At 39.8% G+C, this 14,362-nt stretch carries 13 protein-coding genes; 4 read left to right on the top strand and 9 right to left on the bottom strand.

Annotation, left to right across the window (positions count from 1 at the left end; translation table 11 throughout):
• Positions 1-723 (top strand): RNA-guided endonuclease TnpB family protein (locus DKZ56_RS07350; protein ID WP_208652076.1); only part of this gene is annotated, 723 nt, incomplete at its 5' end.
• A 73-nt stretch (positions 724-796) separates the two neighbouring features.
• Here the strand turns inward: DKZ56_RS07350 and DKZ56_RS07345 are convergent.
• The 7 genes from DKZ56_RS07345 to DKZ56_RS07315 all read right to left on the bottom strand — a co-directional run bounded on the left by DKZ56_RS07345 (position 797) and on the right by DKZ56_RS07315 (position 8,656).
• Positions 797-3,082, bottom strand: coding sequence for an FtsK/SpoIIIE family DNA translocase (locus DKZ56_RS07345; RefSeq protein WP_425471043.1), 2,286 nt, complete (start codon positions 3,080-3,082; stop codon positions 797-799).
• 89 nt (positions 3,083-3,171) lie between these two features.
• Entirely contained in the window at positions 3,172-4,839 is a 1,668-nt protein-coding gene (locus DKZ56_RS07340; protein WP_208652074.1) for a ribonuclease J, read from the bottom strand.
• A 159-nt stretch (positions 4,840-4,998) separates the two neighbouring features.
• On the bottom strand, positions 4,999-5,880 hold the full coding sequence (dapA, locus tag DKZ56_RS07335; protein ID WP_208652073.1) for a 4-hydroxy-tetrahydrodipicolinate synthase: 882 nt from the start codon (positions 5,878-5,880) through the stop codon (positions 4,999-5,001).
• 12 nt (positions 5,881-5,892) lie between these two features.
• Positions 5,893-6,930: an aspartate-semialdehyde dehydrogenase gene (locus tag DKZ56_RS07330; RefSeq protein WP_208652072.1), complete on the bottom strand. Its 1,038-nt coding sequence runs from the start codon at positions 6,928-6,930 to the stop codon at positions 5,893-5,895.
• 90 nt (positions 6,931-7,020) lie between these two features.
• A complete protein-coding gene (locus tag DKZ56_RS07325; RefSeq protein WP_208652071.1) occupies positions 7,021-7,617 on the bottom strand; it encodes a dipicolinate synthase subunit B in 597 nt (198 codons plus the stop codon).
• Complete coding sequence (locus tag DKZ56_RS07320; protein WP_208652070.1) at positions 7,611-8,393, bottom strand: dipicolinate synthase subunit A; 783 nt, start codon at positions 8,391-8,393, stop codon at positions 7,611-7,613. Before DKZ56_RS07320 ends, DKZ56_RS07325 begins: the two co-directional genes overlap by 7 nt.
• Positions 8,390-8,656 carry a YlmC/YmxH family sporulation protein gene (locus tag DKZ56_RS07315; RefSeq protein WP_208652069.1) on the bottom strand — a complete coding sequence of 89 codons (267 nt, stop codon included), beginning with the start codon at positions 8,654-8,656 and terminating at the stop codon, positions 8,390-8,392. Before DKZ56_RS07315 ends, DKZ56_RS07320 begins: the two co-directional genes overlap by 4 nt.
• A gap of 147 nt (positions 8,657-8,803) precedes the next feature.
• Here DKZ56_RS07315 and DKZ56_RS07310 point away from each other — a divergent pair, with 147 nt between their 5' ends.
• From DKZ56_RS07310 to DKZ56_RS07300, 3 genes are read left to right on the top strand one after another with little or no spacing between them, the layout of a single operon-like run.
• Positions 8,804-9,184 (top strand): GntR family transcriptional regulator, encoded by a 381-nt coding sequence (locus tag DKZ56_RS07310; protein ID WP_208652068.1) that lies wholly within the window; start codon positions 8,804-8,806, stop codon positions 9,182-9,184.
• Positions 9,181-10,029, top strand: coding sequence for an ABC transporter ATP-binding protein (locus DKZ56_RS07305; protein ID WP_208652067.1), 849 nt, complete (start codon positions 9,181-9,183; stop codon positions 10,027-10,029). Before DKZ56_RS07310 ends, DKZ56_RS07305 begins: the two co-directional genes overlap by 4 nt.
• Positions 10,026-10,652 (top strand): ABC-2 transporter permease, encoded by a 627-nt coding sequence (locus DKZ56_RS07300; RefSeq protein ID WP_208652066.1) that lies wholly within the window; start codon positions 10,026-10,028, stop codon positions 10,650-10,652. Before DKZ56_RS07305 ends, DKZ56_RS07300 begins: the two co-directional genes overlap by 4 nt.
• Before the next feature lie 45 nt (positions 10,653-10,697).
• Here DKZ56_RS07300 and DKZ56_RS07295 read toward each other — a convergent pair whose 3' ends face one another.
• Both DKZ56_RS07295 and pnp read right to left on the bottom strand, forming a co-directional pair.
• The gene (locus tag DKZ56_RS07295) at positions 10,698-11,951 is read right to left on the bottom strand and encodes a M16 family metallopeptidase (protein ID WP_208652065.1); all 1,254 of its coding nucleotides are present in this window, start codon (positions 11,949-11,951) and stop codon (positions 10,698-10,700) included.
• 148 nt (positions 11,952-12,099) lie between these two features.
• Positions 12,100-14,220: a polyribonucleotide nucleotidyltransferase gene (gene pnp, locus DKZ56_RS07290; RefSeq protein WP_208652064.1), complete on the bottom strand. Its 2,121-nt coding sequence runs from the start codon at positions 14,218-14,220 to the stop codon at positions 12,100-12,102.
• Between the last annotated feature and the right edge of the window lie 142 nt (positions 14,221-14,362).

Raw genomic sequence — 14,362 nt, 5'->3', positions numbered from 1 at the left:
AAATATGAAATGCCTGAAGATCAAAGAGAATTAAATGACCAAAAAGCACTGGCGATTGATTTAGGATTAAATAATCTTGCCACTTGTGTCACATCAGACGGCAGATCGTTCATCATTGATGGGCGGAGATTAAAAAGTATTAATCAATGGTTTAACAAAGAAAATGCCAGACTTCAAAGCATTAAAGATAAGCAAAAAATCAAAGGTACAACTCGTAAACAAGCTTTGCTTGCTATGAATCGCAATAATAAAGTTAATGATTATATCAACAAGACTTGCCGTTACATCATAAACTACTGTATTGAAAATCAAATTGGCAAACTTGTCATTGGCTATGCTGAAACATTACAGCGCAATATGAATCTAGGAAAAAAGACAAATCAAAACTTTGTCAATATTCCTCTCGGTAATATAAAAGAAAAACTAGAGTATCTTTGTAAATTTTACGGCATTAAATTCTTCAAACAGGAAGAGTCATATACGTCTAAAGCCAGCTTTTTTGACGGCGATGAGATTCCTGAATATAATGCTGACAATCCAAAAGAATATAAGTTCAGTGGTAAACGTATTAAGCGAGGTTTGTATCGAACAAAGTCCGGCAAACTAATCAATGCTGATGTAAATGGTGCATTAAACACCTTAAAGAAAAGTAAAGCTGTAGACCTGAGTGTCTTATGCTCTAGCGGCGAAGTGGACACGCCTCAAAGAATAAGGATTGCTTAAAGCAGTCAAACTTCTTTGGAAGCCCCCACTTCAAATTTTCGCTAGAAAATTAAGTGGGGGTAGTTCACGTTTCTTAGTCATTGATATCGGAAATCAACACTTGTCTTGGACGACTGCCATCAGGAGGACCAACCACACCGCGGGCTTCCATTTGATCGATAATTCTTGCAGCACGGGAATAGCCGATACGGAAGCGGCGCTGGAGCATCGAAATGGAAGCCGATTGCATCTCCACAACTAATTTGACCGCTTCATCATATAATTCATCGGTATCTTCTTCAAAAGTTTTTTCCGGTTCATCTGTCGGAATCATCGACTCATCATATTGGGCTTTTTGTTGGGAAACAACAAAATCAACAACCGCCTGCACTTCTTCATCAGAAACAAAGGCCCCTTGCACGCGGATTGGCTTTGACGTTCCAGCTGGCATAAAGAGCATATCTCCCCGACCTAAGAGGCGTTCTGCTCCGCCCATATCAAGGATTGTGCGGGAATCGACAGCACTAGATACAGCAAAGGCTATACGGGACGGGATATTTGCTTTAATGACACCCGTGATGACATCCACAGATGGTCTTTGGGTAGCTATGATTAAGTGAATACCCGCCGCCCGAGCCATTTGCGCCAACCTTGTAATGGCATCTTCCACATCGTGGGATGCAACCATCATTAAATCTGCCAGCTCATCGATTACTACAACGATGTAAGGCAATTTTGGCAATTTGTCTTCATGCTCCTCGTTATAGCGTTCCACATATCTGTTGTAGCCCTTAATGTTTCGAGTTCCTGTATGGGAGAACAAGTCATAGCGTCTTTCCATTTCGCTGACCACTTTTTGCAATGCTTGAGATGCTTTTTTCGGATCCGTTACAACCGGAGCGAGCAAGTGGGGAATCCCGTTATAGACATTGAGTTCCACCATTTTCGGGTCAATTAACATCATTTTGACTTCGTGGGGTTTTGCCCGCATTAAAATGGAAAGAATGATTCCGTTAATGCACACACTTTTACCGCTTCCAGTAGAACCAGCAACAAGCAAGTGAGGCATTTTGTCTAATTCCGCTAAAATCGCCTGTCCAGCAATATCACGTCCAAATCCAATCAACAGTTTGGCGTCCGGTTTATTATTTTCTTTCGACTCAAGCACTTCCCTTAATGTCACAACCGCCACTTCGCTGTTTGGCACTTCAATACCAATGGCGGATTTTCCTGGAATCGGCGCCTCCATTCGAATGTCTTTTGCAGCCAGTGCAAGGGCCAAGTCATCTTGTAAATTGACAATTCTACTAACCTTTACTCCCACATCCGGCATCACTTCATACTTTGTTACAGCCGGACCTAAATGAACTTGCACGACTTTTGCTTTTACCCCAAAGCTTAACAGCGTTTGTTCCAGCTTTTTCGCATTGGCTTGGATAATGGAATATTCGCTGCTTTGATCGTGCTCGGGCGGAACGTTCAATAAATTCATTGGCGGCAAGCGATAATCTTGATTTTCCACATTTTGCTCAACGGATTGCTGAATCGTCTGTTCTATCGATTCATCCTTTTCTTCTTCCGGCTCTTCTTGTTTTTTTATATGTTGTGTAAAAGCTGAAATAATAGGTTCATGTTCTTCATCATCTTCTTCCAAAATAGAAAACTTAGCTACTTCTTCATCCGATGCAACCATTTCCTCTACAGCAGACGGTTCTTCCGATTTTGTCCGTTTTCTGACATTCACATCTTTATTTAATGAACGGCGCTTCCGCTTTTTCTTTTTTGGGAATTTTATTTTTATGTTGGGAATTTTCTCGGCAATCACGGGCACTAAAGCCTTTCCCGTCACTAGCACAATTCCGTTTAACACCATTAAAACCGCAACAACCCGAGCCCCAGTGGAACCAAATAAAATATGAAACATGCTGAAAAGAAGCGCCCCTATAAATCCTCCGCCAAGCGCATCGCTTTTATTGACAATTCCCTCGTCAGTAATCAAAATTCGCCAAGTTTCTTTCAACACCGAATTCGATTGTAATGCATTTTGTTTATGTAACTCTTCAATGAGGACGCTATGGCTAAAAATAGACAGACTCAAAATCATCATGAACACGCCAATTATAATGCGATCTGTCATAGGGATTTTTTCCCTCTTTACCATCAATAAAACGGCAAATATTACCAGGAAGGAGGGGAGGGCAAAATGCAGGTTTCCCAATAAAAACATCGATAGATTTTGCACCGTTTTGCCGACGAAACCATATTCGAAAAAGATAATAATGGCAAATCCGATCAATAACAAACCGATGATTTCATAATAAAGGAGGGAAATGCCGGATTTTGCTTTCGTTTTCGCTTTCCTTTTCGCCAAATTGTTCACCTACTTTGCAATCAACAATCAAAAGTATGAGAAACAGGATTTCCTTAACCGCCGATACGGTAAAGAAAATCCTGTCTTTTTAAGTTCGATTAATATTCCATGATGATTGGGATAATCATTGGTCGACGTTTCGTTTTTTGGAATAAATATGCGCTAAGGGTTTCACGAATTTCTTGCTTAATATTTGTCCATTCAAATGTATCTTTGTTCACGTATTTTTCAATACATTCTCGGGCAATTTTGATCGCTTCTGAAATCAGTTCCTCCGATTCGCGGACGTAGACGAAGCCGCGGGAAATAATTTCAGGACCGGAAGCGATTCTCTTTTGAGAACGGTTCAGCGTCACGACTACAATGAAAATGCCGTCTTGAGACAATAATTTCCGGTCTCTTAACACAATGTTCCCTACATCGCCAACGCCGCTTCCGTCAATCAATACATTTCCTGCCTGGACTTTTCCGCTTATGCGCATTTTTCCATTGCGATATTCCACAATATCGCCTTTATCTGCAATGAAAATTCTTGATTTATCGATTCCTACTTGCTGTGCTAATTTGGAATGTGCGATGAGCATACGGTATTCGCCTTGGATCGGGATAAAATATTTTGGTTTCATTAAGTTTAGCATGAGTTTTAAATCTTCTTGGCTGCCGTGTCCAGAAACATGGACTTTTTTATCAGCAGTTAATACCGTTGCACCAGCTTTGGCAAGATTGTTCATCGCATTCGACATTTGCACTTCCATTCCAGGAGACGGTGTAAAAGTGATTAGCACCGTATCCGTTTCTTTGATGCGAATGTCGCGATGTTGTTTTCTGACGATTTTATCAAGGGCATCAAGAGGTTCTCCTTGATTGCTTGTCACAATAATGATTAATTCATCATCTTCATATTTGCTGATTTCTGTGATTGGAATTAACGTGTTTTCATCAATGGTTAAATATCCAAGCTTCACACCGATATCGACGACTTTTTCAAGGCTCTTTCCTACGATAGCGACTTTTCGATTCGATTTTTGCGCTTGGTTGAATACTTGTTGAATGCGGATAAAATTCGATGCATATACTGCAACAATAATGCGTGCAGGGGCAGAATAGAAGTATTTCGCTAATTTTTCTTCAATCACGGTTTCACTTGTCGTATATCCTGGACGTTCTGCTTCCGTTGATTCAGAAAGCAAAATAAATACTCCTTCATCACCTAATTGAGCCATTTTCGCAAGATCCGGCTTAAATTTTCCTTTTGCCGATTGGTCAAATTTAAATTCCCCTGTAAACACAATTGCTCCTTCAGAAGTATGGAACACGATTCCTAAAGAGTCCGGAATACTATGTGTTGTATGGAAAAAAGTTACGTATGTTGATTGGAAATTCATGCGGCTTTTGTTTGTCACTTCAAAAAATTTCACTTGATATGGCGCCGGCAGCTCTTTTAAATGTTCCTTTGCAAGAGCAATTGTCAACTTCGATCCGTACACAGGTGCATTAATTTTTTGCAATACATAGGCGATGGAACCAATGGCATCTTCGTGGCCATGGGTTAAAAATATACCTTTAATCCGATCTTTATTTTCTTCCAAGTAAGTAAAATCTGGAATCACAATATCAATTCCAAGCATTTCATCTTCTGGGAACATAAGTCCGCTATCGACAATGAACACTTCGTCATCGATTTCGACCACGTACATAGATTTACCAATTTCTCCCACCCCTCCAAGTGGGATAATTCGAATTACTTCATTTTTTGTTTTGATCACAATCTTTCCTCCTAATATTATCCCGAACGCGCAACCACTTATTTATCATTATACGGTGAGTTGGGAGGAAGTACAAATAAAAAATGGGATTTCGATAGTGGAAATTAAAAAAACCTGCAGCCCAAACAATCCAAAATAGAATTGTTTGGACAGCAGGATTTAAATGCTTTGTTTCACTTGTTCCCAAACTTCATCAAATTGCCGTTTCTCTTCTTCTGTCATCTCAACTAGCGGCAAACGAACACGTTCGACTGAAAAGCCTACTTTGCCCAAAGCATATTTTACTGGAACCGGATTCGGGCATTTAAACAATTGTTTAAAAAGCGGCAATAAGGCTTGATGCATTTTCGCTGCAGCTTCTAAGCGCCCTTCTTCAAAGGCTCGAATCATCGCCTGCATTTCATTTCCCACCACATGGGAGGCAACGGAAATGACTCCTTTGCCACCGATGGCTAAAAGGGGCAGCGTCAATGCATCGTCGCCGCTGTAGACGAAGAAATTGTCATCAGTTGTTGCTAATATTTCCGCCATTTGATCTAAATTGCCACTTGCTTCTTTCACGACTTGGATATTAGGTATTTTGCTTAATGCAATTGTTGTAGCGGCTTCGATATTGGAACTAGTACGTCCTGGTACATTGTAAAGGACAATTGGTAAAGCCGTTTCTTTTGCTACTGCCTCAAAATGTGCATAAAGACCTCGCTGATTTGGTTTATTGTAGTAGGGAGCCACCAGCATAACCCCATCAACGCCAAGGCTCTCTACTTTTTTTGTCATCTCAATCGTTCCTTTTGTATCATTAGAGCCCGTGCCTGCAATGACAGGAACCCGTTTATTCACCTTTTCTACAGTAAACTGAATGAGCTTGAGCTTCTCTTCTTTTGTCAAAGTTGGGGTTTCGCCCGTTGTACCGCATACGACAATCGAATCGGTTCCATTCGAAATCAAATGTTCAATTAATTTCTCCACCGCTTCAAAATCAATGTCGCCATCTTCTTGAAACGGTGTAACCATGGCAGTAGCGACCCTACCTAAATCCAAATCTAACACCCCTTACAGTAAGTTATCCTCTAGCATTGCTTCGGCGATTTGGATGGAGTTCAATGCAGCACCTTTCAATAAGTTATCTGCAACAATCCATAGATGGAAGCCCTTTGGATGATTCAAGTCTTTGCGAATTCTTCCTACATACACTGGGTCTTCATCTTCTACAAAAATGGGCATCGGATAAACTTGGTTGTTGATATCATCTTGCAGTACTACTCCAGGAGCGTCTTTTAAAACATCAAAGAGTTCTTGTACACTTGCCTCTTTTTCTACTTCGATATAAACAGATTCAGAATGTCCAGCAACAACCGGAACTCTCACACATGTTGCCGCAACTTCCAAATCAGGCAAATGCATGATTTTTTTCGTTTCATTAATCATTTTCATTTCTTCTTTTGTAAATCCATTTTCTGTGAATACATCAATTTGAGGAATCACGTTTCGGGCTATTGGATAATGTTTTGGTTCAGATTTTACCGGCAGCACTTTTGCTTCCACATCTTTGCCTTTTTCCCACTCGCCGCTTTGTACGCGAAGTTCTTCAATGGCAGAGATTCCTGAACCGGAAACGGCTTGGTAAGTGGAAACAATCACTCGTTTTAAACCGAATTTTTCGCGAATTGGCTGCAATGCAACAACCATTTGGATTGTAGAACAGTTTGGATTGGCAATGATTCCATTATGTTTCTTTAAGTCCTCACGATTCACTTCAGGCACCACTAATGGCACATCTGGATCCATTCGGAAATGGCTCGTATTATCAATCACGACAGCACCGCGTTTAACCGCTTCCGGAGCAAGTTTTGCGGATACGGAACCGCCAGCAGAAAATAGCGCCACATCAACGCCTTCAAAGGCTTCTGGAGTTGCTTCCTCAATTTTGTATGTTTTGCCTCCGAATTCGATTTCTTTTCCTGCAGACTTTGCAGAAGCTAAAAATTTTATATCTTTAATTGGAAAATTTCTTTTTAGTAATTGTTCTTTCATTTTTGTACCGACTGCACCTGTTGCACCTACAATCGCTACTGTTAATTGCTTCGTCATTGCACAAATCTCCTCCTAAAATAGTAAACAAATAATCTTCATATAATGATGAAAATTTTATCACAATTTGACTGAATTGTGTGATAAAAATTAATTTTCTTTATGGTATTGAATAATTAACGGCTGAAGCTGCTTTTTGTAGTGAATTGCGTGCACGACCGTATCCACCATTTTTGTAAAATCGGCAATCATGGAAGTTGGTTTGTTGAATGGATCATCTTGCCCAAAAGGAATAAAATAAATATTTTTCGAATTTAATAATCTCATAATGTTGACGCCGTTTAAACCAAGAGCATCATTTGTGGAAATTCCAATGACTACCGGATTGCCGTTTCGAAGGGTTGCTTTTGCAGCCATTAGCACTGGGCTGTCTGTCGCCGCATTGGCAAATTTGCTGATGGAGTTGCCTGTCATCGGTGCAATGACCATGCAATCAAGCGGATTTCTAGGCCCGAAAGGTTCAGCTTCGACGATTGTAGAAACAACTTTATTTCCAGATAATTCCTCTATTTTTTTCACCCATTCTTCTCCAGAACCAAAACGAGTAACTGCATTTAATACTGAATGGGATACAATCGGGATCACCGTTGCTCCTGCATTGCGGAGATCCGTAATTTTTGGCACAACATCCTCATATGTGCAATGGGAAGCCGTAATGCCAAGTCCAACTTTTTTGCCCTTTAGCAAGATTTACCCCTCCTCAACTGACCAACAATCGAATTGTATAAAATATTTGCTGCATCTTTAGGGAAATATTTCCCAGGCAATGCCGGCAATAATTCGTAAAATTCTCGCTCCACCCCATCCTGCAAACAACCTGGAGCAGATGCCAAATCATAAATTGGAATGAGTATTTTCTCGTTTAATTTTGCATCCAGCCATTTTGCCGGAATGGTGTTGACGAAATAATCCGCTTCAATATCTCCTACATCTGCTAAATAAGATGCTTTATATCGAAAGGCTTTCGCTTCGTTAAACTGCACTTCAGATCGGACTGCGACAATCACTTCCGCGCCGATGCTGCGAAGCAAATGTCCAAGGGTCTTCGCAACGCGGCCAAAACCGGTCACAATAAATCTTTTTCCGGAAATGGCTTCCTTCGTTTGATAAAATCTCGCAACAAAGGCTTCTGCCGTAAGCAGCGCATTTTGCCAAATAAACTCTTCGTCCTCTAGATAGTAGTAAACCGTATTTTCTTTTAAAATCTCTTTCCATTTCTCATTGGTCTTGCCGCAAAAAATGACGGCATTTTCAATTCCCATTAAAGCAGGCACTTCCACTTTCAAAGGCTGGATTGGCAAAACGATGTAGTCCGGCTCAAGTTCAATGGCCAACTGGTTGCATTCATGATCCCAATTCGTTTTATTTTTATAGTAAACCGTACGCTCAGGGTTGCTTAACTTTTTGGCAAGAATTTTTAATCGTTCATCCGTTCCAATTACCATCCATCTTTCGTTTCTCATTTGTCATAATACCTTCTTGCACTCGTTGTTTTGCGGAATAAAATCCGATCTTCTCCAATTAAATGAATTTCTTCCCAAGGGATAAACAATGAAGAATTCGTTTTCTTCTTTTGAAAAGGCAGACGGGATGGTTCAATCAATTCAAAACCTATTATTTTTCCTGTTTTCGGATCAAAAATGCATTCCGTCTCCGATAAATAGCCATAACGAACGCCATTTTCCATCTCAATCAATTCTTTTTCAGCGAGCTCTGATAATAGCATCCATTCCCTCCTCCGTGAGCTTATTAGTACTATATGCATGAAAAATCGGTTAGGTGCCCATCAGAGTTGTAAAACTTTCTATTGACACTCTGTTATAACTGTATATACTGTATATATACGGTTGTATTGAAGAATGGTGGTGACTTTGTGGAAATAAAACTCAGCAACGCAAGCGATAAACCGATCTATGAACAAATTACAGAGCAAATGAAACAAGCAATCATTACAGGGAAATTAAAGCCTGGAGACCCCCTTCCCTCCATCAGAAATCTTGCAAAAGAATTGAAAATCAGCGTGATGACAACAAAGAGAGCTTATGCGGATTTGGAACGGGACGGATTTATCGTCACCTTTGCTGGAAAAGGAAGTTTTGTAGCGGAACGAAATCAGGAATTTTTGCGGGAAGAATTGCTGCGCCAAGTGGAGGAGCATTTAACGAAAGCAGTTCAAACGGCAAAGCTCGCAGGTATCGAGGGAAAAGAATTACTTGATATTTTGTCATTGTTAGTGGAGGAGGAATTGGAATGACGAATGCTATTGAAGTAGAGAATCTGAAAAAATCATTTCACCAGTTCCAATTAAAAGATGTTTCTTTTCAATTGCCAACTGGCACCATTATGGGATTTGTCGGAGAAAATGGAGCTGGAAAAACAACAACGATTAAATGCCTATTAAATTTATTAAAAAAAGAGAACGGAGAAATCAAGATTTTTGGCCTTGACCACACAAAACACGAAACATCCATAAAGCAAAACATTGGCGTTGTGTTTGATGACCTTTATATTCCGGACACATTGCATGCAACTCATATTAACAACATTTTGGAGAAAATCTACGACCGTTGGGATGAATCTTACTATGTTGAACTATTAAAACGATTTAAAATTCCTTTCAAAAAGCCGGTTAAGCAGCTGTCCCGTGGAATGAAGATGAAACTATCTATTGCGATTGCTCTTAGTCATCATCCGAAATTACTAATTTTAGATGAACCGACAAGCGGGCTTGATCCGATTGTGCGGGATGAAATCCTAGATCTTTTCATGGAGTTTATGCAGGAAGAAGAAAACAGCATCTTATTCTCCACCCATATCACATCAGATTTAGAAAAAATTGCAGACTACATTACGTTCATTCATGATGGGGAAATTATCTTCAGCAAAAATAAAGACGAACTATTGTATGACTATGGCATTTGGAAAGGCAGTATGGAACAATCGATGGAACTTTCGGAACATGCGAAAGTGCGCATGCGGAAAAATGCGTTTGGCGTTGAAATTTTAGTGAAACGCAATGAAGTGAGCAGCGCCTTTTCCCTTGATAAGCCGTCCATTGAAGAGATTATGTTATTTTTTGTGAAAGGGGTTCGTCCATGAAAGCGCTTATTTTGAAAGATTTGTATTTGATGTTCAATCAAAAGAACTTAATCGTCACTTTAACATTGTTATTTTTCTTCGCCTCTTTCTTTTTTGGAGACCCTGGAATGTTGATGATTTTTCTAACCGTTTTATGCATTACACAAATCAACACCCTCCTTGCCTATGACGAAACAAGCAATTGGTATCGTTATGTCTATACGATGCCGGTGAAAAAAGCCGATATTGTAAAAAGCAAATATATATTGAGCTTAATTTTGCTCTTATTGATGCTCTTGATTATCTTTCCAGTATTTCTGATTACGAACGAGATGTCCGGAGCAGCTATTGAGATGAATGAATTTTTGAAGGTTTTATCTATTGTCGCCTCCAGCTTGCTGATTATGTTGGGTCTAACGATTCCAGCAACCATTAAATACGGAATCCAAAAGGGGCGCATTTTGATACTAGCTGCTATATTCATCCCAATTATCGCTACAAATATTGTATCCAATGGGAATTGGAGTGTACGGTTTTTTGAAATTTTGGATATATTGAGTCTTCTTTCCTTGCCGGTTTCTGCCATTCTTTTCTATTTATCTTATAAACTTTCCACCTACATTTTGGAGAAAAAGGAATTTTAACATAAAAAAACGAGCAGAGGACGCTTTCCCTTGCTCGTTTTTTCTTCATGCATTTACCATTTTTCGTTGATAATTTTGGATATCCTGCCCGATGATGGCCACTGCCGGTTCAACAGCAAAAATTTGATCAATAAGTTTTTGAATGGATTCTAGAGAAATCGCATCAATTTTTTGAAGAATTTCATCCACCGTTAGATGATTGCCAAAAATCAGCTCATTTTTTCCATTTCGGCTCATGCGGTTCGTCATACTTTCCATATTTAGAAGGAAACTTGCTTTCAGCTGCTCTTTTCCATTCTCAAGTTCTTGAGGTGTAACGCCTTCCCTTTTTATTTTTTCAATGGTTTCTATAACCGTTTCATGCAATAAAGCCAATTGTTGATTGTTGGTGCTTCCATAAATGGTCATGGCACCGACATCCATATAGCAGGAAGGATAGGAATATATAGTATAAGCAAGCCCTTTTTCTTCCCTGACTTCCTGGAATAAGCGTGAAGACATATTGCCTCCAATAATGTTATTAAGGGTAATAAAACTATAATAATTAGCATTTTTTACGTTGATTCCAGGGTAACTCATTGCCAGATGGGACTGCTCTACATCCCTTTCCTTAATAAATCGGCCTGAATGGAAAGCCGGATATGATAAACTGATTGGAACAGCTTTTTTAGAAGGCTCGTATTTTCCGAACAACGATTCAATATGTAGTAGCAATTCCTTCGATATATTCCCCGCTAAGGAAATAACCACATTTTTCGGATAATAATATTTTTCCATATAATTTAAGATTAAATCTCGATTAAAAGTTTGAAGGGTTTCTTTCGTTCCTAAAATGGGCAGTCCCAATGGGTCTTTTGGATACATGACCCTCCATAAACGTTCGTGGATATCATCATCGGGTGCATCTTCGCTCATCAAAATTTCCTCTAAAACGACTTGCCGTTCTTTTTCCAATTCATTCTTTTCAAAAGTCGAATGGAAGAACATATCCGCTAAAATATTAATGGCTAATTTCCCATGATGATCGAGCACTTTCGCATAATAACAAGTATTTTCTTTCGTTGTGAACGCATTCAGCTCTCCGCCGATGCGGTCAAACTCTTCTGCAATTTGTCGCGCTGTACGGGTCATTGTTCCTTTAAAGAGCATATGTTCAATGAAGTGGGTAATGCCGTTTTCTTCAGGCATTTCAAATCGGGAGCCAGCTCCCACCCAAATTCCAACTGCAATGGAACGAACATATGGAACTTGTTCATATACGATCCTTACGCCATTTTGGCAAGTATAAACGTTAACCAATGTTCAACCTCTTTCTATTTCATCATTCAATCTTTTCCATCGAAGCTACTCTTTACTTTACAAAATTATCAATAAGTTGAAAAGTTTTTTGATTGATTTAGACAATATAAAAAGAGGTTGTTCTCCTTTTCTACAACCTCTCCTCTTATTAATTATTTGAATTTTGTTTTTCCCGTTCTCTGTCCTCTTTTAACACAACTTTTCTGGACAGATTGATGCGTCCTTGATCATCGATATCGATGACTTTTACAAGAATTTTATCGCCGACTTTTAACACATCTTCCACTTTATGTGTGCGCTCTTCTTGAATTTCAGAGATGTGCAATAACCCATCTTTTCCTGGTAAAATTTCACAGAATGCGCCGAATTTTTCAATGCGTTTTACAGTGGCTAAATAATATTCTCCCACTTTTGCTTCGCGAACGATGTCTTCAATCATTTCTTTCGCCCGTTGGTTCATTTCTTCATTAGCGGAACAAATGTAAATTGTACCATCTTGTTCTGTATCGATTTTAACACCTGTTTCATCGATGATTCGATTAATTGTTTTTCCGCCAGAACCGATGACATCACGAATTTTTTCAGGATTGATTTTGATGGAAATGATTTTAGGCGCATATTTTGAAAGTTGTTTGCGCGGCTCGGCAAGAGTTTGTTTCATATGCTCCAAAATAATCATGCGTCCTTCTCTTGCTTGTTTAAGCGCTTCTTCCAAAATCTCGCGGGATAATCCATCAATTTTAATGTCCATTTGCAGCGCCGTAACACCTTTTTCCGTTCCAGCTACTTTAAAGTCCATATCCCCAAGATGGTCTTCAATGCCTTGGATATCCGTTAAAATCGTATAATAGTCGCCTTGTTTTACAAGTCCCATCGCAATACCTGCCACAGGTGCTTTAATTGGCACACCGGCGTCCATCATGGCAAGGGTTGATGCGCAAATAGAAGCTTGGGAAGTGGAACCGTTTGATTCTAATACTTCAGATACGCAGCGAATCGCGTAAGGGAATTCTTTTTCATCTGGGATGACTGCAAGCAATGCTCTTTCACCTAGTGCACCGTGACCAATTTCGCGACGTCCTGGACCACGCATCGGACCTGTTTCCCCTACTGAGAAAGGAGGGAAGTTATAATGGTGCATGAAGCGTTTTGATTCTTCCAAACCTAATCCATCAATAATTTGCACATCGCCTAATGGTCCTAAAGTACAGATGGAAAGCACTTGTGTTTGACCGCGGGTAAATAACCCCGAACCATGAGCCCGTTGCAATAAGCCTACTTCTGATGAAAGCGGGCGGATTTCGTCTACTTTCCGTCCATCTGGGCGTACTTTTTCTTCTGTAATTAAGCGGCGAACTTCTTCTTTTACAATTTTATCAAGCACTATATGCACATGTTTTAATGTTTCTTCATCGGCTTCTTGTTCTTCATAATGGGCAACTACACGCTGTTTTACAGCTTCAATTGCCTCATCACGGGCGAGTTTCTCCACTGTTTGAATTGCGGCAATCATATCTTGTTCGCACATTTCTCTTACCGCTCTTTCAATTTCTTGATCCACTTCAAACAATTCAACTTCAATTTTTTCTTTGCCGACTTCTGCCACAATTTGTTCTTGGAATTCAATTAATTTTTTAATTTCTTCATGTCCAAACATGATGGCTTCTAGCATCACTTCTTCCGGCACTTCCAATGCTCCGGCTTCCACCATGTTGATGGCATCTTTATTTCCTGCTACGGATAGATGGATTGTACTTTTTTCAGATTGCGTCACATCCGGGTTGATGACAAATTTTCCATCTACGTAGCCAACATTCACGCCGGCAATAGGACCATTGAATGGAATATCCGAAATGGAAAGCGCCAAGGATGATCCAACTAATGCTGCCATTTCTGTCGGGCAATCTGGATCAGAAGACATAACCATGGATACAACTTGTACTTCATTGCGGAAACCATCCGGGAACATTGGACGAATCGGACGGTCAATCAAGCGGGAAACTAAAATGGCATGTTCTGATGGACGGCCTTCCCGTTTAATGAACCCTCCAGGAATTTTTCCAGCTGCGTATAAACGCTCTTCGTAGTTGACAGTCAGAGGGAAGAAGTCTAACGCTTTAGCTTCTTTTGACATCGTTGCGGTACAAAGAACAGCCGAGTCTCCATAGCGCACAAGTACAGCACCGTTCGCCTGCTTAGCCAATTGTCCGACTTCGATGATTAATGGACGTCCGGCCCAATCGTAACGATAAACTTTCTTCTCGGTCATGTATGGTATCTCCTTTCTTTATGAGGCGTATGCCACCATTATTTTTATACCATTAGTAAGTGTATCAAAAAAGCATTTTCTATGCTAAACATTTTCGTTTAAAATATGGAAATTTTACTGTAATTGTTACTCTTTGGAAGGG

The sequence above is a fragment of the Ureibacillus thermophilus genome, assembly GCF_004331915.1.
GTDB classification, from domain to species: domain Bacteria; phylum Bacillota; class Bacilli; order Bacillales_A; family Planococcaceae; genus Ureibacillus; species Ureibacillus thermophilus.
Note: the sequence above shows the minus strand (reverse complement) of the source record. Positions and strands in the feature narration are given on the sequence as shown.

Excerpts from the sequence above, each read along its gene's own strand:
- DKZ56_RS07330 (WP_208652072.1), bottom strand. The coding sequence starts at position 6,930 with ATGACGAAGCAATTAACAGTAGCGATTGTAGGTGCAACAGGTGCAGTC.
- DKZ56_RS07320 (WP_208652070.1), bottom strand. The coding sequence starts at position 8,393 with ATGAGAAACGAAAGATGGATGGTAATTGGAACGGATGAACGATTAAAA.
- DKZ56_RS07315 (WP_208652069.1), bottom strand. The coding sequence starts at position 8,656 with ATGCTATTATCAGAGCTCGCTGAAAAAGAATTGATTGAGATGGAAAAT.
- DKZ56_RS07300 (WP_208652066.1), top strand. The coding sequence starts at position 10,026 with ATGAAAGCGCTTATTTTGAAAGATTTGTATTTGATGTTCAATCAAAAG.
- DKZ56_RS07305 (WP_208652067.1), top strand. The coding sequence starts at position 9,181 with ATGACGAATGCTATTGAAGTAGAGAATCTGAAAAAATCATTTCACCAG.
- pnp (WP_208652064.1), bottom strand. The coding sequence starts at position 14,220 with ATGACCGAGAAGAAAGTTTATCGTTACGATTGGGCCGGACGTCCATTA.